This window comes from Micromonospora sp. NPDC049060 (assembly GCF_040649055.1).
Lineage (GTDB): Bacteria > Actinomycetota > Actinomycetes > Mycobacteriales > Micromonosporaceae > Micromonospora > Micromonospora reichwaldensis.
In genome coordinates this window covers 51,475-71,884 of record NZ_JBEZEV010000018.1, presented here as the reverse complement: position 1 = coordinate 71,884, position 20,410 = coordinate 51,475, and the positions used below count along the sequence as shown (strand labels likewise).

Genomic DNA, 20,410 nt, shown 5'->3' with positions numbered 1-20,410 from the left:
CGCACCCCCTCCCCGCGATCTTGCGTCTCGCGCCCGGCAAAAGCCGCGAACCGGGACGTATCAGAGGCGGAGCCTGCAAGATCGCGGGGAGTGGCCGGCGGGGCCGTACGATCGCAGCCATGACCGGGCACTTCACCGCGCCGGCGGCGGCGCTCGCCGACGGGTTGCCGGGTTGGGTGACGCTGCTGCGTGCCCCGAACCCAGGGCCGATGACGCTCGACGGCACCAACACCTGGGTGCTGCGCGCCCCCGGCCGGGAGCACGCCGTCGTGGTCGACCCGGGCCCGGCCGACGAGGGGCACCTGGCGGCGATCGCCGCGCGGGGGCCGATCGGCCTGGTGCTGATCACCCACGGCCACCCCGACCACACCGACGGCTCGCGCCGCCTGCACGAGCTGCTCGGCGGGGTGCCCGTACGCGCCGCCGACCCGGCGCACACCATCGCCGGGGAGCCGCTGACCGGGCCGGGCGGAGAGCTGGACGGCCACGGGCTGGGCGTCCGACTCGTGCCGACCCCCGGGCACACCGGCGACTCGGTCTGCTTCCTGGTCGAGCACGGCGACGAGCGGGTGGTCCTGACCGGCGACACGATCCTGGGCCGGGGGACCACCGTGGTCGCCCACCCGGATGGGCACCTCGGGGACTACCTGGCCAGCCTGGAGCTGCTCTCGACGTACCGGGGGATCCCGGCGCTGCCGGGGCACGGCCCGGCGCTGGCCGACTGCGGCGTCGCCGCGGACTTCTACCTGGCCCACCGCCGGGCCCGGCTCGACCAGGTCCGGGCGGCGGTCGCCGCGGGCGCCACCACCGCCGCCGAGGTGGTCGCGACGGTCTACGCCGACGTCGACCGGTCGCTGTGGTGGGCCGCCGAGTGGTCCGTCCGGGCCCAGCTGGAGTACCTGGGCCGGGAATCCGGCGGAGGTGCCGCGGGGTTGGAGCAAGCGTGACCTGCCCGGTGTGCGGAACCGTCGCCGTGCCCGGCGCGCGGTTCTGCCACAACTGCGGCGCCGCGCTGCCGGCCGCCGCGACGCTGCCCGCGGCCGAACGCCGCGTGGTGACGGTGCTCTTCGGCGACCTGTCCGACTTCACCTCCTGGTCCGAGGACCTCGACCCGGAACGCGTCGGCGCGGTCACCGACCGGGTGCTCGCCGCGCTGGCCGGCGCGGTGAAGACGTTCGGCGGCCACGTCGACAAGCTCACCGGCGACGGGATCATGGCGGTCTTCGGGGCGCCGGTCGCGCACGAGGACGACGCCGAGCGGGCCGTGCGGGCCGCGCTGTCGATGCAGCGGGCGGTCCGCCGGGTCCTCGACGACGAGCGGGGCGGCGGCGCGCCGCTCGGCCTGCGGGTCGGGCTGAACACCGGCGACGTGATCGCCGGTATCCAGGCCGCCATCGAGTACACGGTCATCGGCGACACCGTCAACACCGCCGCCCGGCTGGCCGACGCCGCCGCCGTCGGCGCGGTCTACGCGGGGGCGCGGACCTCCGCCGCCACCCGGCACGTGGCCTCCTGGCGGGCGTTGCGCCCGCTGCGGCTCAAGGGCAAGCGGGAGCCGGTCGAGGCGTACGAGCTGCTCGGTCTCCTGGACGCCCCGGGCACCCGGTCCGGCCTCGGCGACGAGGCGCCCTTCGTCGGCCGGGAGACCGAGATCGGCCGGGTCGCCGGCCGGCTCGCCGAGGTGATCGACCGCGCCGAACCCCGGGTGCTGCTGATGACGGCCGAGGCCGGGATCGGCAAGTCCCGGTTCGCCGCCGAGGTGGAACGCCTCGCCGCCGGCTACGACGTGGGCCCGGGCCGGTACGCCGCGCACACCGGCGCCCGGGTGCTGTCGGTGCGCTGCGCCGCGTTCGGCGAGCGACGCCGGCTCGCGCCCCTGGCCGACCTGGTCCGGGCGGCGGTCGGCCTGCCCAACGACGCCGCCACCGCGCTCACCCGCCCGGCCGTCGAGGAACGGCTGCGCCGGCTCGGCCAGCGACTCAGCCGCACCGGCACGCCGGCGCCGGTCGCCATCGACCAGCTGCTGGCCCTGCTCGGGTACGCCGAGCTGCCCGGCGGCGGCCCGGCCGACCAGGGCGAGTGGGGCACCGCCCAGCCCGTCGACGCCGACACCGTGCCGAACGCGGTCGCGGACCTGCTCACCGCGCTCGCCGGGGAGGCGCCCCTGGTGGTCGTCGTCGACGACCTGCACGACGCCACCGCCGAGACCATCGAGGCGCTCGGGGTCACCCTGTCCCGGCTCGCCGGCCCGGTGCTGGTGCTGCTGCTCGGCCGGCCCGAGCTGGTGCGTACCGCCGGGGCGCTGACCCGGGTCGCCGACGCCGAGGTGCACGCGCTGCCACCGCTGCGCGGCGCCGACGCGGCCCGGCTGCTCACCACCTACCTCGGCGGCGGCAGGCTGCCGCAGGCCGACGCCGACCGGCTGCTCGCCACCGCCCAGGGCAACCCGTTCTACCTGGCCGAGCTGGTCACCCTGCTGATGGAGCGGGGCGCGCTGACCACCGTCGCCGAGCGGAACTCCCCGAATCCGGGCGGCTGGCGACTGGTGCCCGGCTCGCTCGGCAGTCGCCTGCTCTCCCGCGACTTGGCCGCGGTGCTCGCCGCGCGCATCGACGCGCTGCCGGCGGAGGCCCGCTCCGTGCTGCGGGACGCGGCCGTCGTCGGCGACACGGTGCCGGACGGTGCGCTGGAGGCGCTGCGCGAGCAGCGGGCCGGCCGCGACGGCCGACCGGCGGCGGTGGTCGCCGTCGAGCTGGAACGGGCGGTGGAGGAGCTGCTGCAACGCCGGATGCTGCACCGCACCCGCACCGGGTACGCCTTCGCGACCCCGCTGATGCGGGAGGCCGCGTACGCCGGGGTGAGCAAGGCGGAACTGGCCGAGCGGCACGCGGCGCTGGCCCGGTGGGCCGCGGCCGGCCCGTCGGCGGGGGCGGGCGCGCCGGGCGGCTTCGCCGAGGCGGCCCGGGACGTCTTCGTGGCCCAGCACGTGGAACGGGCCGCCGCGCTGGCCGACGCGGTCGGGCTGCGGCCGGACGCGCCGGCGCGGGCCGTCGTCGGTCTGGGCGTCGCCGCGCTCGGCGGGGCCGCGCGCCGCTCGTTGCAGGCGGGTGAGCCCGCGCTGGCCGTGGAGTACGCCGAACGCGCGGCCGAGCTGGCCCGGGACGGGGTGCCGGCGGCCGACCGGGTGGTGCACGCCCGGGCGCTGCTCCAGGTCGGACGCCCCGCCGACGCGCTCGCCTTCGCCGAGAAGATCGCCGCCAACGCCGGCGACGAGTCCGCCGTCCGGACCAGCGCGCTGCTGCTCGCCGGGCAGGCCCACCAGACCATGGGCGACCAGGCGCGCGCGGTGGGCTGCTGGCAGGAGGCGTTGCAGGTGGCCACGGCCGGCGGGCTGCCGACGCTGCGCGCCTCGGCGATGCGCCGCCTCGGCATGGCCGACTTCGTTGCCGGGCGGTTAGGGCAGGCCAGCAGCCGGCTCGCCGCGTCGTACCAGGTCAGCCTCCAGTCGCAGGACCGCCGGGGGCAGGCGTGGTCGTTGCAGAACCTGGCCTGGGTGACCACGACCCGGGGCGACTTCGCTGGCACCGACGCCGTGCTCGGCCGGGCCGCCCGGCTCTTCGCCGAGCTGAAGGACCCGTACGGGCGGGCCTGGCTGCGCGGCACCACCGCCTTCGCCCGGCTGCTCGCCGGCCGGCTGGGCGAGGCGTGCCGGATGGCGCAGGTCTTCCTGCCGTTCGGCGAGCGGGTCGGCGAGGCGTGGGCGGTGGGCACGCTGCGCGCGGTCGAGGCGTTCGCCACCGCCGAGCTGGGCGAGCTGGGCGAGGCGGACCGGGGGGCCCGCCGGGCGTACCGCGAGTTCGCCGCCGCCTCCGACGACTGGGGGCGCGGGTTCGCGCTGGTCGTCCGGGGCGTCGTGGCGCGCGGGCTGGGCGAGCCGGGGCACGCCGCCGACCTGCTCACCGACGCGCTGTCGTACGCGGAGCGGACGTCGCACCCGTTGCTCACCGGGATGGCCGGCACGCTGCGCGGGTTCGTGGCGCTGGACCTGGGCGACTGCGACACGGCCGAGCGGGACGCCCGGTCGGTGCTGACCGCCGTCGAGCCGCACAACCCGCAGGCGCCCGCCCAGGTGGGGCCCCGGGTGCTGCTGGCCACCGCCCGGCTGGCCGCCGGCGACTCCGCGACCGCCGTGGGGCTGCTCGCCCCGGTGGCCACCGCCGCCGCCACCGTGCCCTCGCTGCTCTTCTCCCGCCGCCAGACCATGGCCCGGTACGCGTCCGCCCTGCTCGCCCACGGCCAGTGCGAGCAGGCGCTGGACTGGGCCCGGCGGGCCGTCGCCGCCCCGGCGGAGGACGTGCGCAGCCAGGTGGTCGCCGCCCGGGTGCTCGCCGAGGCGCTCGCGGCCTGCGGCCGGTCCGCGGAGGCGCTCGCCAGCGCCGAGGAGGCGGTCCGCCTGGCGTACGCGACCGAGCAGCGCAGCGAGCGTGCCGCCGCCGACGCCCTGCGGGCGCGACTGTCCACCCCCTAGTCCCGCGGACCCCGGAACCGGAAGGTCTGGCGGTTCTGGGGATGCGGTGTGTCGGGGATGGCCGATAGCGTGTCAGGTCCGAGGGGCGGTCGGTCGTGCGACCGCGTCGGGTCTGGGGAGGGCCGTGATGAGGTTGCCGCGTTCGGCCGCCGGATGGACGATCGCGGTCTTCGGCGTGCTGGCCCTGCTCATGGGCGCGGTCGGGCTGGTCTGGCCGGAGGCGCTGCTGCGAATGCTCGGCTTCGAGGTGCCGGCGACGCGCGCGGCCGGCGACCACACCGGCACCTTCCTCATCGCCTCCTCAATGGCCTCGTTCAACATGGGGGTCTACTACCTGCTCGCCACCGCCACCGAGTGGCGGTCGTTCTTCCGCTTCACGGTGCTGTTCCGGCTGGTCACGTTCACGGTGTTCAGCATCGCGGTGCTGGCCGACATCGCGCCCGGGCGGTTCTTCGGAGTGGCCGTCTGGGAGGGCCTCGGCGCGGTGGCGACCGCCGCCGGGCTTCGGTGGGACGACCGTCGCGCGGGCCCGGGGGCGGTGGGCGGCGGAGGCGATTCCGCTGCCGGTGCCGTTCCGGCCGCTGATGCGGTTCACTGAGCCGTCGGTCCGGTTGGGTATTTTCGAGCTGTGACCGCGACCCCGCCCGGCGCCCTGCCGACGCCCATTGTGCCCGGTCTGACCGATCTGCACGTGTTTGCCAGGGGAGGCTACGCGACGATCTACAAGGCGACCCAGATCTCGGTGGGGCGTGAGGTCGCGGTCAAGGTGGAGAATCGCACCCTCGACAGCGAGCACGACCAGGCCCGCTTCCTGCGCGAGGCGCGGGCCGCCGGGCGGATGTCGTCCCACCCGCACGTCGTCGATCTCTTCGACGTCGGGGTCACGGTCGACCAGCACCCCTATCTGATCATGGAGCTCTGCGACGGCTCGTACGCCGAGCGGATGCGGACCTCGCCGCTCGGGCCCGCCGAGGCGCGCGACCTCGGGGTCAAGATCGCCGACGCCATCGCCCACTCGCACGCCGCCGGCGTGCTGCACCGCGACGTCAAGCCGGCGAACATCCTCTACTCGCACTTCAACTCGGCGGTGCTTGCCGACTTCGGGCTGGCCGTGGTGGCCGAGATGCGTGACGCCTCGGTCGCCCTGGAGGTGCTCACCCCGGCCTACGCGCCGCCGGAGATGTTCAACCACAGCCCGCCGTCGCCCGCCGTCGACGTCTACGCCCTCTGCGCCACCCTCTACGCGGTGATGCACGGCCGCCCGCCGCGCTGGCAGTCCGAACGCAACCCCAGCCTGGTCACGGTGCTGGAGATGTTCCACCAGCCGGTTCCCGGCCTGCCCGGGGTGCCGGCCGAGATGATCGACGTGCTCCGGGCCGGCATGTCCAACGACCCCGGTGAGCGTCCCTCGGCCGTCGAGCTGCGCGACCTGCTGGTCGGCCTGCCGCTCGGCCCCGTCGGCTCCCCGGCGGCCGGCCCGGGCATCCCGGGTCCGGTCAGCGGCGTGCCCGGCCCCGTCGGCCCGTACGGCGTGGACCACGCCTCCCGGCCCGCTCCGCGACCGCCGGTGGAGGACCTCCACCCCACGGTGCCCACCGCCGGCCAGCGGCGTCGGCGGCGCTGGTTCCTCGGCGGCGCCGGGATGGTCGCGTTGGCCGCCTCGGCCGGCGCCGGCGCCTGGCTGGCCGGCGCGGTCTCCAGCCCGGGCCCGTCGCCGACGGCCGGCGTGGCGGCGACGAGCACGGTGCTGCCCGCCTGCGCCCTGACGACCGCGTTGCCGGCCGGCGCGGGCTGCGCCGACGAGTTGGAGTGCTTCGGGCCGATGGAGGTGCGCGGCGCGCGGACCCGGGCGCCCCGGGTGCCCTGCGACGGCCAGCACACCTGGGAGAGCTACGCCGAGGGCAAGCTCCCCGACACCCTGGTCGGCGCCGGCCACGACGAGGTCAGCGCGGCCGCGGTGGTACGCGGGGTCTGCAACGAGACCACCTTCCGGCTCACCAGCGGGATCAGCTACGCGGACGGCTGGAACCTGGAGGTGCTGCCCCCGGCCGGGGCCGACGCCGACCGGACGTACCGCTGCCTGGCCGGGCGTGGGCTCGACGCGCTCGCCTCACCCACCCTCACGGGCCGCTGAGCCGCCGCGTCCCCGGTGGCGCTCCCGCATGGCGCGGACGGCCTCCCGGTGGTCCAGCGACTCCAGCGTGTCGGCGTCGACGCCGTACAGTCCCCCGACGGGCTGCCCCGGGCCGTTCGGCGTGACCGCCGGTTCCGGGCCGTCGTCCTGCCGGGCCGCCGCCACGGACACCGCCGCGATCATCGTCGTGAGTACGCAGAGCAGCGCCAACGTCACGCCGACGAGATCCTGGCGCCCCCACACGATCAGCGTCACCAGCAGGGAGGCCGCCACCAGCACGGCCGCCACCGCCTTCGCCCGCGCATCGGGCCTCGCAAGTCTCACCCGTCCAGGATGTCCGAGTGGGGCCCGCTGTCAACCGGGTCGCCGGCACCGGATGCAATGATCTTCACCGAGATCGTCGCCGTGATCGTCCCCGTGGGAGAGGAGTGCCGGTGACCCGCGTCTTCCGGATCGTCGCCGCCGTGCTGGTGTCGGGTGCGCTGGCCGCGTGCGGGGCGGACGGGGCGCCGGAGCCGGCGACTGCGCCGCCCCCCGCGACCGGCGCCGGGCCGACGTCCCCGGCCGCCCCCGCGTCCCCGGCCGCCCCCGCTTCGCCGGGCGTCTCCGCGTCGTCGGCCGCCCCCGCGTCCCCGGCCGCCGGTCGTGGCGGGTACGCCAACCCGGACGAGGCGATCGCCGGACACCTGTCGGCCGTCCCCGGGGTCCGCTACCTCGGGCTGTGCAAGAACGCGAAGCGCGATCCCGCGGCGATCTGCGCCCTCCGGATGGGCTTCGTCGACCAGGACGAGGTCTACGGACTGGGCGCCCCGCACAGCGAGATCGTCGGCTTCCTGCTGCTGCGCAAGGGATCCGCCGGCTGGCGGGTGGCGGACGAATACGCGCCCGACGGTGCGAAGGCCACACCGCCCGTGTGGATGGCCGGCATCAGGTGAGCCGGCGCGCCGGCTGACACCGGACAACTGCGCCTGGCCGCCGCCAAAAGCGTCGACGATGAACAATTCGTTACATCGATCAGCGGTTTGTCGGATATGCAACCGTTCGCCGGCCGGTGATCCTGGTCCGCCGTTCCTAGAGTGACGGAGGTCGAGCCACGGCTCGACCGTCCTGTCGCCCACCGGAAGGCGTCCACATGCCACGACGAAACCGGTCCCTCGCCGCCGCGGGAATCGCCGGCGTGCTCCTCGCCGGCGCCGCGGTCGCACCCGCCGCCGCCGCACCGTCCCCCGCCGGCGGGGACCGTCCGGTCACCTCCGACCGGACCAGCCCGCAGGAGGCCCGCCGGGTCGACCGGGTGCCCACGCCCACGCTGGACTGGTACGCCTGCTACGACTACGCCGAGTGCGCCACCGTCCGGCTGCCCCGCGACTACGACAAGCCGAACGGCCCGACGACCGAGGTCGCCGTGCTGCGGGTCAAGGCCCGCGACCAGCAGCGGAAGATCGGCAGCCTCTTCGTCAACCCGGGCGGCCCCGGCGGCTCCGGCACCGACGTCGCGCTCGCCGCGCCGTACTTCCTCGGTGACGAGGTGCTGGACCGCTTCGACATCGTCGGCGTCGACCCGCGCGGCGTCGCCGCCAGCCAGCAGGTCAGGTGCTTCCCCTCCGTCAAGGAGCAGACCCGGGCGTACGCCGGGCTGAACGTGGCGTTCCCGTTCACGAAGGCCGAGGAGAAGGCCTACGTGGCGTCCTCGAAGGCCGTCGGCAGGGGCTGCTCCACCACGGGCAAGCCGCTCACCGGCGCGATGTCGACCGCCGAGGTCGCCCGCGACATGGACGTGCTGCGCCGCGCCGTCGGGGACCGGAAGCTCACCTTCCTCGGCTTCAGCTACGGCAGCATCCTCGGCCAGTACTACGCCAACATGTTCCCGGACCGGGTCCGTGCACTGGTGATCGACGGCGTGCTCAACCCGAACGAGTGGGTCGGCCAGGGCAGGGCGCGCAGCCTGCCCCAGGAGGACCGGATGCGCAGCGCGCAGGGCGCGTACAAGGCGCTGCGGGAGATCCTGGTGCGCTGCGACAAGGCCGGTGCGGAGGCGTGTGCGCTGGCCGAGGGCGATCCTGTCGCGTCGTTCGACCTGGTCGCGAAGCGGCTGCGGGCCAAGCCGGTGGTCATCGAGGACCCCGACCTCGGTCCGGTCACCATCACGTACGCCGACTTCGTCGCCGCCAACCTCAGCATGCTCTACGGCCCGACGGGCTACGCCGAGGTCGTCGACCTCACCGCCGCCCTGCTGGTGCTCACCGACCCGGCGTCGTCGCCGGCCGCCCGCCGCCCGGCGACGGCCGACGTGACCCGCCAGGCCGTCAAGGCCCGCGAGCAGGCCCGACGGTACGACTTCCCGTACGAGAACGGGTTGGAGACCTTCCTCGGCGTGGACTGCACCGACGCGTACCACCCGAAGGACGCCGGCTCGTTCCCGGTGCTGGCCGCGAACGCCGACAAGCGCGACCCGTACTTCGGTCGGCTGTGGACGTGGGTCACCTCGCCGTGCGCCCGCAAGAGCTGGACCGTGCGGGACGAGGATGCCTACACCGGCCCGTTCAACCGGCGGACCGCCGCGCCGGTGCTGGTCGTGGGCAACTACTGGGACCCGGCGACCAACTACCGGGGCGCGGTCGGCTCGGCCCGGCTGCTGCCGAACAGCCGCCTGCTCAGCAGCGACAGCTGGGGCCACACCGCGTACGGGACGTCGGCCTGCGTGACCGGCGCGGTCGACGCGTACCTGCTGCGCGGGGCGCTGCCGGCCAACGGCAAGGTCTGCGTGGGCGACGTCCAGCCGTTCGCCGAGCTGCCGGCCGAGCCGGAGGCGACCAGGCGGGCGGAGGCGTCGAAGGGCGCGCTGGCCGCCGAGGGCGCCCCCGGTCGGGGTGAGCCGAAGCGGCTCCCGCCGGTGGTCGCCCCGCTGCCGGCGGTCGGCTCGCTGACCGTCCGCTGAGGACCCGGGGTGCGGCGGGCGATCGGGTGCCCGCCGCACCCCGGCCCGCTCAGTACGACTTGTCCTGGCCGAGGACGTGCTGGGCGACGAAGTTGAGGATCATCTCGCGGCTGACCGGGGCGATCCGGCCGGCGCGCACCGCGCCGAGCAGCGTGGCCACGCCGTACTCGGTGGTCATGCCGGCCCCGCCGAGCACCTGGACGGCGGTGTCGACGGCCAGCGCGGCGGCCTCCCCGGCGGCGTACTTGGCCATGTTGCCGGAGACCCCGGCCTCCAGGTCGCGGCCCGCGTCGTAGAGGGTGGCCGCCTTGTGGATCATCAGGCGGGCCAGCTCCACCTGCACGGCGGCGTGCGCGAGCGGGTGGGAGACGCCCTGGTGGGAGCCGATGGTCCGGCCGCCCCAGACCTTGCGGGTGGCCGTGTACTCGCTGGCCCGCTCGATCGCGTACCGGCCGGTGCCGGCGCCCATCGCGGCGACCGTGATCCGCTCCGGGTTGAGCCCGGCGAAGAGCGCCGGCAGGCCGGCGTCCAGCGACTCGCCGACCAGCGCGTCTGCGGGCAGCCGCACGTCGTCGAGGTAGAGCAGGAACTGGTTCTCCGGGGAGACGATCTCCATGTCCAGCTTGGAACGGGTCAGCCCCGGCGCGTCGGTCGGCACCACGAACAGCGCCGGCTTCAGCTTTCCGGAGACCGCATCCTCGGTGCGGGCGACGACCAGCACGTACGACGCCTCGTCGACGCCCGAGATGTAGCACTTGCGGCCGGAGAGCAGCCAGTCGTCGCCGTCGCGGCGGGCCACCGTGCCGAGCCGGTGGAAGTTGGAGCCGGCCTCCGGCTCGGTGATCGCGAAGACCACCTTCAGCGAGCCGTCCGCGAAGCCGGGCAGGAAGCGCTTGCGCTGCTCCTCGGTGCCGTGCCGGGCGATCACCGTGGCCGCGATGGCGGGGGAGACCACCAGCAGCAGCAGCGGGCAGCCGGCCGCCGCCAACTCCTCGCAGACGATGGCCAGCTCGGTGATCCCGCCCCCGCCGCCGCCGTACTCGGTGGGGATGTTGACCCCGAGGTAGCCCAGCCGGCCGGCCTCGTCCCACAGCTCCGTGGTGTGCTCGCCGGAGCGGGCCTTGGTGACGAAGTATTCGTGGCCGTACCGGCGGCCCAGGGCGCGCACGGCGTCGCGGAGCTGGTCCTGCTCGGGGGTGAGGTCGAAGTTCATCGGGGGGCCTCCAGGATCACTCGGGGTTGACCACGGCCAGCACGGCGCCCGTGTCGACCTGCCCGCCGGCCGCGACCGGAAGCTCGGCGACGACGCCGTCGGCCGGGGCGAGCACGGGATGTTCCAGCTTCATCGCTTCCAGGGTCAGCAGCAGGTCACCGGCCGCCACCCGCTGGCCGACCTCGACGTGCACGCGGGTCACCGCGCCGGGCAGCGGCGCGACCAGCGACCCGGCCGCCAGCTCCGCCGTGGGCTCGGGGAAACGCGGCAGCTCGGTCAGGCTCGCCGCCCCGTCCGGGCCGTCCACGAAGACCTCCGAGGACACCCGGTGTACGCGGTACGCCCGCCGCACCCCGTCGACGTCGAGCACCACCCGGTCCGGCGCGGCCTGGACCAGGCTCACCACCGGCGACGGCCCGCCCGACCAGGTCGACCACTCGGCGAGGCCGCCCGAGCGGTCCAGCCGGTAGCGGACCTCGATCTCGCCGTCCGGTCCCGCGTAGCGGGTGACCTGCGGGAACGCGGGCACGTTGCGCCAGCCCGACGGGAGGCCGGCGAGCACCGGCGCCGAGGCGCGGCGGGCTGCGGCGGTGGCCAGCGCGGCGGCCAGGGCCACCAGGGGGAGCTGGTCGGCCGGCAGCAGCGGGGCGAATACCTTCTCGTGCCGGTCGAGGAAGCCGGTGTCGATCTCCACGGCGCCGAACTCCGGGCTGCGCAGCACCCGGACCAGCAGGTCCCGGTTGGTGGCCACCCCGTGCAACTCGGCCCGGGCCAGCGCGTCGGCCAGCAGCCGGATCGTCTCGGCGCGGGTCTGGCCCCAGGCGATCACCTTCGCCAGCATCGAGTCGTAGTGCACCCCGACGGTCGAGCCGTCCACGACGCCGGAGTCCAGCCGCAGGCCGACCGCCCGGAGGTTGCCGAACTCCCGGGCCACCCCGGGGACCGCGAACCGGTGGACGGTGCCGGTGGCGGGACGCCAACCCTGCGCCGGCTCCTCGGCGCAGAGTCGCACCTCGATCGCGTAGCCGCGCATCCAGTGCGGGTCGGTGGCGTTCTCCGGCAGGGGTTGGCCCTCGGCGACCATCAGTTGCAGGCGGACCAGGTCCAGCCCGGTGCAGAGTTCGGTGACCGGGTGTTCCACCTGGAGCCGGGTGTTCATCTCCAGGAAGAAGAACTCACCGCTCGGGGCGAGCAGGAATTCCACCGTGCCCGCGCCGACGTAGCCGACCGCCCGTCCCGCCGCCACGGCCGCCTCGTGCAGCGCTGTGCGTACCTCGTGCGGGAGGACGCCGGGCGCCTCCTCGACGATCTTCTGGTGCCGGCGCTGGATCGAGCACTCGCGTACGCCCTGGACGGCCACCGTACCGTGCGTGTCGCCGAAGATCTGGACCTCGACGTGCCGGCCGCGCTCGACGTACCGCTCGATGAAGACCGTGCCGTCGCCGAACGCCGCAGCCGCCTCGCGGCGCGCGGAGGCGACGGCCTCGGCGAGCCCGGCGGCGTCGCGGACGATCCGCATGCCGCGCCCGCCGCCCCCGGCGGACGCCTTCACCAGCACCGGGAAGTCGGTGATCTCGTCGGCGTCGGTCCAGGTGGGCAGCATCGGCACGCCCGCCTCGGCGAGCAGGGCCTTCGCCGCCACCTTGTCGCCCATCGCGGCGATCGCCTTGGCCGGCGGGCCGACCCAGGTCAGCCCGGCGTCGGTCACCGCCGCGGCGAATTCGGCGTTCTCGGCGAGGAAGCCGTAGCCGGGGTGGATGGCGTCCGCCCCCGTCCTGCGGGCCGCGTCCAGGATGAGATCGATGCGCAGGTACGTCTCGGCGGGCGTGTTCCCGGGCAGCCGGACGGCGTGGTCGGCCTCGGCGACGAACGGCGCGTCGGTGTCGGCGTCGGAGTGCACGGCCACCGTCTCGACGCCCAGCGTCCGACAGGTGGCGAAGACCCGGCGGGCGACCTCGCCCCGGTTCGCGACCAGAAGTTTTGTGATCATGGCGGTCCTCGCGCTCACATGCGGAAGACGCCGAAGCCGTCGGCGCCCCTGACTGGTCCGTTGTGGATCGCCGACAGGCAGAGCCCGAGGACCGTACGGGTGTCCCGGGGGTCGATCACCCCGTCGTCGTAGAGCCGGCCGGAGAGGAAGAGCGCGCCGGACTGCGACTCGATCTGCTGCTCGACCATCATCCGCATCGCGGCGTCGGAGTCCTCGTCGTAGTCCCGGCCGCGGGCGGCGGCGGCCTGCCGGGCCACGATGGACAGCACGCCCGCGAGCTGCGCCGGCCCCATCACCGCCGACTTGGCGTTCGGCCAGGTGAACAGGAACCTCGGCTCGTACGCCCGCCCGCACATGCCGTAGTTGCCAGCGCCGTAGGAGGCGCCCAGGTTGACCGTCAGGTGCGGCACCGTCGAGTTCGACACCGCGTTGATCATCAGGGCGCCGTGCTTGATGATGCCGCGCTGCTCGTACTCGGTGCCGACCATGTAGCCGGTGGTGTTCTGGAGGAAGACCAGCGGGGTGTCGGCGGCGTTGGCGAGCTGGATGAACTGGGCCGCCTTCTGGGCCTCCTCGCTGAACAGCACGCCCCGCGCGTTGGCCAGCACCCCGACGGGATAGCCGTGCAGCTCGCCCCAGCCGGTCACCAGGGCGGTGCCGTAGGCCGGCTTGAACTCGTCGAACTCGCTGCCGTCGAGCACCCGGGCCAGCACCTCGCGCGGGTCGAACGGCACCTTCAGGTCGGCGCTGGCGATGCCGAGCAGCTCCTCCGGGTCGTACTTCGGCGGGGCCGGGACCGGGTTGCGCGGCGGCGGGCCCTGCTTGCGCCGGTTCAGCCGGCGTACGCACTGCCGGGCGAGCCGGATGCCGTCGGCCTCGTCCTCGGCGAGGAAGTCGGCCAGCCCGGACGTGCTCGCGTGCATGGCCGCCCCGCCGAGGGACTCGTCGTCGGTGACCTCGCCGGTGGCCATCTTCACCAGCGGCGGCCCGGCCAGGTAGACCTGCGACCGGTCCCGGATCATGATCACCTGGTCGGACATCCCCGGCACGTACGCGCCCCCGGCGGTGGCGTTGCCGAAGACCACGCTGACCGTGGGGATCTTCGCGGCCGAGAGCCGGGTCAGGTCGCGGAACACCCGCCCGCCCGGGATGAAGATCTCCGCCTGGGTGGGCAGGTCCGCGCCCGCCGACTCGACCAGGTTCACCATCGGCAGCCGGTTGGCCAGGGCGATCTCGCCCGCCCGGCGGGTCTTCGCCAGCGACCACGGGTTCACCGCGCCGCCGCGTACCGTCGGATCGTTCGCGACGATGAGGCACTCGACGCCCTCGACGACGCCGATGCCGGTCACCACGCTGGCGCCGACGGGAAAGTCGGTGCCGTACGCCGCCACCGGCGACAGCTCCAGGAACGGGCTGTCCGGGTCCAGCAGCAGCTCGATCCGCTCCCGGGGGAGCAGCTTGCCCCGCTTGTGGTGCCGGGCCACGTACTTCTCGCCGCCGCCGGCGCGGGCCTGGTCGAGGGCCGTCTCCAGCTCGGCGAGGCGCTCCAGCAGCGCCTCCCGGTTGGCGCGGTACCCCGGCGAGGACGCGTCGACCGCGCTGCGCAGTGTCGTCACAGGGCCTCCTTCGTTCGTGACTGCGGGGCTCGCAAACCCGGCTCACTCCTCGCACTCACAGGGCCTCCTTCGTTCGTGACTGCGGGGCTCGCAAACCCGGCTCACTCCTCGCACTCACAGGCCCATGCCTTTCGCGATGATCTCGTTCATGATCTCGGTGGTGCCGCCGCCGATGCCGAGGATCCGGGCGTCGCGGTAGTGCCGCTCCACCTCGGCGTCGCGCAGGTAGCCGTAGCCGCCGTGCAGTTGGAGCGCCTGGTCGACCACCTCGGCGCAGGCGGCCACCGCGACGTTCTTCGCCATCGCCACCTCGGTCACCACCGGCTCGCCCGCCGCCACCCGGGCCGCCACCTCGTGCACGTACGCGCGGGCCGCCTCGGCGCGGGTGTGCATCTCGGCCAGCCGGTGCCGGATCAGTTGTCGGCTCGCCAGGGGGCGGCCGAACGTGGACCGGTCCCGGCACCAGCGCACCGTCAGCTCGACGGAGCGCTGCGCGATGGCGTATGCCTGGGTGGCCAGCGAGAGCCGCTCCGCGGCGAAGTTCTGCATGATCGCCAGGAAGGCGGTGTCCTCCGCGCCGACCCGGTTCGTCACCGGCACCCGGACGTCGACGAAGGACAGCTCGGCGGTGTCGGAGCAGTGCCAGCCGAGCTTCTCCAGCCGACGTCCGACCGTGAAGCCCGGCGTACCCTTGTCGATCACCAGCAGGGTCAGGGCGCCGGTGCCCGGCGGCAGGGTGCAGACGGCGGTGGTCACGAAGTCGGCCCGGACGCCGCTGGTGATGTAGGTCTTCGACCCGTTGACCACGTAGTGGTCGCCGTCGCGCTGGGCGTGGCTGCGGATGCTCGCCACGTCCGAGCCGCCGTCCGGTTCGGTGATCGCCAACGCGCCGATCATGGTGCCGGCAAGCGTGGGCCGGACGTACCGGTCGATCAGCTCCGCGTCGCCGGAGGCGACGATGTGCGGCAGGGCGATGCCGTGGGTGAACAGCGCCGCGATCAGCCCGGACGAGCCGCCGGAGCGGATGATCTCCTCGGTGACGAGGATCGAGTCGAGCAGGTCCCCGCCGCTACCCCCGACCGCCTCTGGGAAGCCGATGCCGAGCAGGCCGAGCTTGGCGGCGGTGGCGTGCAGTTCCCGCGGAATCTCGCCGGCCCGCTCCCAGTCGTCCAGGTGCGGCAGCACCTCCCGGGTGACGAAGGCCCGGGTCAGCTCCCGCAGTTGCCGGCGCTCCGGCGTGTCCACGATGGTCATCGGTTCTCCCGGGGCGTCGCGCCGCCGGCCGGGGAGTCCGGGCCGGGCGTGAGCTCCGTTGGCAGGTCGACGAGCCGGGAGCGGAGCAGCTCGCCGAGCGCCTTGGCCTGCGGATCGAACCGGGTGGAGGCGGCCACCCCCTGCCCGAGCAGGCCCCGGACGACGAAGTTGACGGCCCGCAGGTTCGGCAGCTCGTACCGCTCCACGGTCAGCGGCGCGGTCTCCGGCAGCAGCTCGCGCAGCCGCGCGGTGGTCAGCCAGCCGCGCAGCCACGACCAGGTGGCGTCGGTGCGGGCCCAGACGCCCAGGTTGGCGTCGCCGCCCTTGTCGCCGGAGCGCGCCCCGACCAGCTCGCCGAGCGGCGCGCGCCGGGTGAGCCGGTCGGCCGGCGGGCCGTCCGCCTCCGGGGCGGTCGCCGGCCCGTCCGCCGGGGCGGCGGTGCGGGACGGCGGTGGGATCGACACCCGCTCGCCGGAGGGGAGCACCGCGACGTGCGGCACCGTGTCCTGCGGCACGGCGTCGGCGGTGAACACCCCGTAGGGCGTCGCGTCGCCCGGCAGCGTGGTCAGCGTGCAGCCGGGGTAGGAGGCCAGGGCCAGTTCCACCGCGGCGGCCGAGAAGGCCCGCCCGGCCCGCGCCTTGTCGCCGTCGCGCAGGTGTACGTGCAGCAGCGCGCTCGCCGCCTCGGTGTCGACCGCGTCGGCGTGGTCGGTACGGGCCAGGGTGAACTCCAGCCCCTCCGTACCGACCGCCGCCTCGACCTGGCTCCGCACCAGGGCCGCCTTGGCGGGGATGTCGAGCCCGCACAGGACGAAGGTCATCGAGTTGCGGAAGCCGCCGAGGTTGTTGACGCCCACCTTGAGGGTGCCCGGCGGGGGCGTACCCCGGACGCCGCTCACCCGTACCCGGTCCGGCCCGTCGGCGGCCAGCTCCACCGTGTCCAGCCGGGTCACCACGTCCGGCCCGAGGTAGGCCGGGCCGCCGACCTCGTAGAGCAGCTGGGCGGTGACCGTCTCCACGGTGACCGCGCCGCCCGTGCCCGGGTGCTTGGTGATCACGCAGGAGCCGTCGGGGTGCAGCTCGGCGACCGGGAAGCCGGGGCACCGCCCGCCGTCGGGCAGCTCCGTGAAGAAGCTGAAGTTGCCCCCCGTCACCTGCGCCCCGCACTCGACCAGGTGACCGGCGACGGTCGCCCCGGCCAGCGCGTCCAGGTCGTCGCGCCCCCAGCCGAACCGGGCGATCGCCGGCCCGACCACCAGGGACGCGTCGGTCACCCGGCCGGTGACCACCACGTCCGCCCCGCCGTCCAGGCAGGCCGCGATGCCGTACGCCCCCAGGTAGGCGTTCGCCGTCAGCGCGTCCGGGCGGGCGAGGGCGTCGCCCTCGACGTACCCGACCCGGACGGTCAGGCCGAGCCGGTCGGCGAGGGACCCGATGGCGGCGGCCAGACCGGCCGGGTTCAGCCCGCCGGCGTTTGTCACGATCCGTATGCCCCGGTCCAGCGCCGTGCCTAGGCAGCCCTCCAGTTGCCGGAGGAAGGTCTTCGCGTAGCCGAGGGAGGAGTCGCGCAGCCGGTCCCGGCCGAGGATCAGCATGGTCAGCTCGGCGAGGTAGTCCCCGGTCAGCACGTCCAGGTCGCCGCCGTCGAGCATCTCCCGCCACGCCGTGAACCGGTCGCCGTAGAAGCCGGAGGCGTTGCCCACCCGCAGTACGTCGCTCACGCCGGCACCCCGCCCGCCACGCCGGTCCGGCCGGCCGCCCCGGCAGCGGGGACCGCGTCGGTCGCGTCGGCCGCGTCGGCCGTGTCCGCCGTGTCGGTCGCGTCGGGTGCGTCGGCCGTGCCGGGTGCGGGGGCCGTCGGCGGGCGGCCGGGACCCGGCGGGCCGGCGAAGGCCTGCGCGACGTCCAGCCAGGCGTCGGCGACCGGGCCGGTCGCCGCCAGCGCCAGGTCCGCGCGGTGCCTCCGCTGGGTGACCAGCAGGCAGAAGTCGAGCGCGGGACCGGTGACCCGGTCGGCGGCGTCGGCCGGCCCGTACGTCCAGGTGTCCCCGTCCGGCGCCGCCAGCTCGACCCGCACCGGCGCCGTCGGCACCGGCCGGCCGTGGGCGGCGAAGCTGTGGCCGAGGGTACGGAAGCCGAGGTGCGCCACGTGCCGCAGTCGGGCCGTGCCGGGGCGGGTGACGCCGAGCGCGTCGGCCACGTCCGTGCCGTGCGCCCAGGTCTCCATGATCCGGGCGGTGGCCATCGAGGCGGCCGACATCCGGGTGCCGAACCAGGGCAGCTTCCCGCCCGCCGGCACGCGTGCCAACGCGTCGGTGAGCGCCGCCCGGCCGGCCCGCCAGCGGGGAAGCAACTCGCTCGGCGGGGCGAGGAACTCCGCCACTCCGACGTCGACGAGCCGGGCCGGGTCGGGGGCAGCGAGCACGACGGCGAGGAACGCCTCGGCGTCGGTGGCGGCGAGCAGTGCGACGTGGTCGGTCCAGGCGAGGTGGGCGATCTGGTGCCCGACGGTCCAGCCCGGGGACGGCGTGGCACGTCCCCAGTCGGTCGGCGGGCGGGTCACCAGGTCGTCGAGCTGCTGGGACTCGTCGGCCAGGTCCGCGAGCAGGTCCTTGAGGTCGACCATGGGGCCTCCGGGGGGCTGGGCGGGCGGCCAGGGCGGGCCGGTCGGGGCGGGGCGGTCAGGGCGGGGCGGTCAGGGCGGGGCGGTCAGGGGGTGAGCAGGGTGGCGAGCTGGCGCTTCCAGGTGTGCAGCAGGGCGGCGCGGCGGGCCGAGTCGTCGTTGAGCAGGTTGGCCACGCCGAGCCCGCGGAGCAGGTCGAGGGTCGCCTGCACCGCCTCGCGTACGCCCGGACGGCGTTCGTCCACGTCGAGCAGCGCGACGGTGAGCCGGTGCATCTCGCGGCCGACCCGGGCTTCGAGCGGCACCAGGGCCTCGCGCAGCTCCCGGTCGGTGCGCGCGGCGACCCACAGTTCGAGGGCGGCGACGAAGAGCGGGCCGGTGAAGGCCGCGCCGAGCAGGTCGATCACCCGGTCGAGCCGCTGCGGGCCGGGCGGCAGCGCCTCGGCCTCGGTGCGCAGCTCCTCCGCCCGCCGCTCCGCGAGGTGAGCGACGGCAGCCGTGACCAGCGCGGCCTTGGTGGGGTAGTGGTGCAACTGGGCGCCGCGCGAGACGCCGGCACGGGCCGCGACGACGGTGGTGGTGGTGCCGGACCAGCCGTGCTCGACCAGGCACTCGACGGTCGCCTCCAGCAGCCGCGCCTGGGTGGCGCGGCTGCGTTCCTGCTGAGGGACGCGGGTCGATGCGGACATGGGGACAGCGTGCCGCCACAGAAACAAACAGTCAAGACTGACTTTTTTAGTTGGAGGGGGCGGCGCGTGCCGGTGCCGAGGCGGCACACCGGTGCTGGCGATGGCGATGGCGGGTGGGGGTGGCGGTGGCGATGGGGGTGGCAGTGGTGGCGGTCAGGGACCGGCACGACCCTGTCGAGCTGCCCCCATGGATGGGGCAGGGCTCATGGGTGTGGGGTGGCGTGCCCGCCCCCGACGGATCGGCTGCGCCTCGACGGATCGGCTGCCCCCGGCGGACCGCTCGCTTCCGGCGGACCGCCCGCTCCCGGGCGTGGCGGTGGGCGTTCCTTCCGCGATCCGGGCCGGGCTCGGTGCCGGCTGGCTTGCACCGGCAGCGGGAGAGCAGAGGTAGACCGGCCGGTCCCGTGGACGGGGCAGCTCGACAGGGGCGTAACGAGTACTGCCCACCCCGGGCGGGTCGCGGTGTGGCGATCATCGGGAGCGACGATCATCGGGGGCGGGGGCAGCGGAGGCAGGCGAGTTTCGGGGCAGGGATCAGCGGAGCGGGCGAGCCTCGGGGCAGGCGAGCGTCAGGGCGGGATCAGCGGGGCGGCGAGCGCCAGCCGGTGCTCAGCGGCCGTCGCGCGGGGCGAAGACCGCGAGGGCTGCGGCGTCGCTGTGTCGGGAGCGCAGGTACTCGTCCGCCCAGTCGGCGGCGTCGGGAAAGCCCGACTCGGCCGCCACCCGGGCGCAGGCCGCGTCCACGTCGAAGGGGGTACGCCGCAGGTCCACGCCGGGACCGAGGAGCGCCCAGAAGGCGCCGGGGCCGCCGTAGGGCATCCCGATGCTGCCCGGGTTGACGATCAGCCGGCGGTCGGCCAGCCGGGTGAACGGCATGTGGGTGTGCCCGCAGACCACCGTTCCGACCTCGGCGGGGACGTCGGCGAGCACCTCCGCCCAGCGTTCCATCCGGGAGTCGACGAGCACGACCTCCTCGTCGTCGCGGGGGGTGGCGTGGCAGAACAACACCGGACCGAGTCCGGCGACCTCCAGGGTGACCGTCAGCGGCAGCGCCGCCAACCGGGCCACCTGGTCGTCGCGCAGCTGCTCCGCCGCCCAGTTGGAGACGTCGACCGGGGACGGGCGCCCGGCCCGGGTCTCCACCAGCTCGCGGTCCGCGTTGCCGCGCACCCAGCAGGCCCGGTCGCCCAGGCCGGCGAGCACGTCCAGCACCTCGACCGGCTGCGGGCCGGCCGCGATGTCGCCGGTGAGCACGATCAGGTCGGCGGCGGCGACGTCCGGCTCGGCCAGCACGGCCTCCAGCGCCGGCAGCGCACCGTGGATGTCGGAGAGAACGGCGACCCGGTTCAGCATCGCTCCACCGTGCCCACCGGCCCGTGCCGGAGTCCAGCGATTCTGCCCCGGGCAGACAGAGCCCGGGGCAGA

General features: G+C 75.2%; 14 protein-coding genes and 1 pseudogene. 6 read left to right on the top strand and 9 right to left on the bottom strand.

The genetic code is table 11. The annotated features are described in order from the left end of the window. The first annotated feature begins 119 nt into the window (after positions 1–119). From AB0B83_RS10750 to AB0B83_RS10735, 4 genes are all read left to right on the top strand, one after another. Positions 120–947: an MBL fold metallo-hydrolase gene (locus tag AB0B83_RS10750; protein ID WP_357577957.1), complete on the top strand. Its 828-nt coding sequence runs from the start codon at positions 120–122 to the stop codon at positions 945–947. Beyond that, positions 944–4,528, top strand: a complete 3,585-nt coding sequence (locus tag AB0B83_RS10745) for an adenylate/guanylate cyclase domain-containing protein (RefSeq protein ID WP_357577956.1) — start codon at positions 944–946, stop codon at positions 4,526–4,528. The genes AB0B83_RS10750 and AB0B83_RS10745 overlap by 4 nt, the downstream gene beginning before the upstream one ends. Before the next feature lie 127 nt (positions 4,529–4,655). Then, positions 4,656–5,126 carry a hypothetical protein gene (locus tag AB0B83_RS10740; protein ID WP_357577955.1) on the top strand — a complete coding sequence of 157 codons (471 nt, stop codon included), beginning with the start codon at positions 4,656–4,658 and terminating at the stop codon, positions 5,124–5,126. Positions 5,127–5,156: 30 nt separating this feature from the next. After that, a complete protein-coding gene (locus tag AB0B83_RS10735) occupies positions 5,157–6,662 on the top strand; it encodes a serine/threonine-protein kinase (RefSeq protein ID WP_357577954.1) in 1,506 nt (501 codons plus the stop codon). Here AB0B83_RS10735 and AB0B83_RS10730 read toward each other — a convergent pair. Continuing rightward, the gene (locus tag AB0B83_RS10730; protein ID WP_357577953.1) at positions 6,639–6,986 is read right to left on the bottom strand and encodes a hypothetical protein; all 348 of its coding nucleotides are present in this window, start codon (positions 6,984–6,986) and stop codon (positions 6,639–6,641) included. The two genes, AB0B83_RS10735 and AB0B83_RS10730, sit on opposite strands and share 24 nt — an antisense overlap. A gap of 110 nt (positions 6,987–7,096) precedes the next feature. Between AB0B83_RS10730 and AB0B83_RS10725 the strand changes: the two genes are divergently transcribed. Together AB0B83_RS10725 and AB0B83_RS10720 are read left to right on the top strand one after the other, a co-directional pair. Further along, positions 7,097–7,597, top strand: a complete 501-nt coding sequence (locus AB0B83_RS10725) for a hypothetical protein (protein WP_357577952.1) — start codon at positions 7,097–7,099, stop codon at positions 7,595–7,597. 197 nt (positions 7,598–7,794) lie between these two features. Next, positions 7,795–9,600: an alpha/beta hydrolase gene (locus tag AB0B83_RS10720; RefSeq protein ID WP_357577951.1), complete on the top strand. Its 1,806-nt coding sequence runs from the start codon at positions 7,795–7,797 to the stop codon at positions 9,598–9,600. A 49-nt stretch (positions 9,601–9,649) separates the two neighbouring features. On the opposite strand, the gene AB0B83_RS10715 is transcribed toward AB0B83_RS10720, so the two are convergent. The 8 genes and pseudogenes from AB0B83_RS10715 to AB0B83_RS10680 form a co-directional block, all read right to left on the bottom strand. Continuing rightward, the gene (locus AB0B83_RS10715; protein WP_357577950.1) at positions 9,650–10,813 is read right to left on the bottom strand and encodes an acyl-CoA dehydrogenase; all 1,164 of its coding nucleotides are present in this window, start codon (positions 10,811–10,813) and stop codon (positions 9,650–9,652) included. 16 nt (positions 10,814–10,829) lie between these two features. Further along, positions 10,830–12,803 (bottom strand): biotin carboxylase N-terminal domain-containing protein, encoded by a 1,974-nt coding sequence (locus tag AB0B83_RS10710; RefSeq protein WP_357577949.1) that lies wholly within the window; start codon positions 12,801–12,803, stop codon positions 10,830–10,832. Positions 12,804–12,817: 14 nt separating this feature from the next. Then, the gene (locus AB0B83_RS10705) at positions 12,818–14,419 is read right to left on the bottom strand and encodes a carboxyl transferase domain-containing protein (protein WP_357577948.1); all 1,602 of its coding nucleotides are present in this window, start codon (positions 14,417–14,419) and stop codon (positions 12,818–12,820) included. A gap of 114 nt (positions 14,420–14,533) precedes the next feature. Next, positions 14,534–15,673, bottom strand: a complete 1,140-nt coding sequence (locus tag AB0B83_RS10700; RefSeq protein ID WP_357577947.1) for an acyl-CoA dehydrogenase family protein — start codon at positions 15,671–15,673, stop codon at positions 14,534–14,536. Further along, on the bottom strand, positions 15,670–17,394 hold the full coding sequence (locus tag AB0B83_RS10695; protein ID WP_357577946.1) for an acyclic terpene utilization AtuA family protein: 1,725 nt from the start codon (positions 17,392–17,394) through the stop codon (positions 15,670–15,672). The genes AB0B83_RS10700 and AB0B83_RS10695 overlap by 4 nt, the downstream gene beginning before the upstream one ends. Before the next feature lie 143 nt (positions 17,395–17,537). Beyond that, positions 17,538–18,299: pseudogene (locus AB0B83_RS10690) on the bottom strand (TIGR03084 family metal-binding protein); the annotation flags it as partial. An 83-nt stretch (positions 18,300–18,382) separates the two neighbouring features. Then, on the bottom strand, positions 18,383–18,985 hold the full coding sequence (locus AB0B83_RS10685) for a TetR/AcrR family transcriptional regulator (protein ID WP_357577945.1): 603 nt from the start codon (positions 18,983–18,985) through the stop codon (positions 18,383–18,385). A 609-nt stretch (positions 18,986–19,594) separates the two neighbouring features. Further along, positions 19,595–20,338 (bottom strand): metallophosphoesterase family protein, encoded by a 744-nt coding sequence (locus AB0B83_RS10680; protein WP_357577944.1) that lies wholly within the window; start codon positions 20,336–20,338, stop codon positions 19,595–19,597. Positions 20,339–20,410 lie beyond the last annotated feature (72 nt).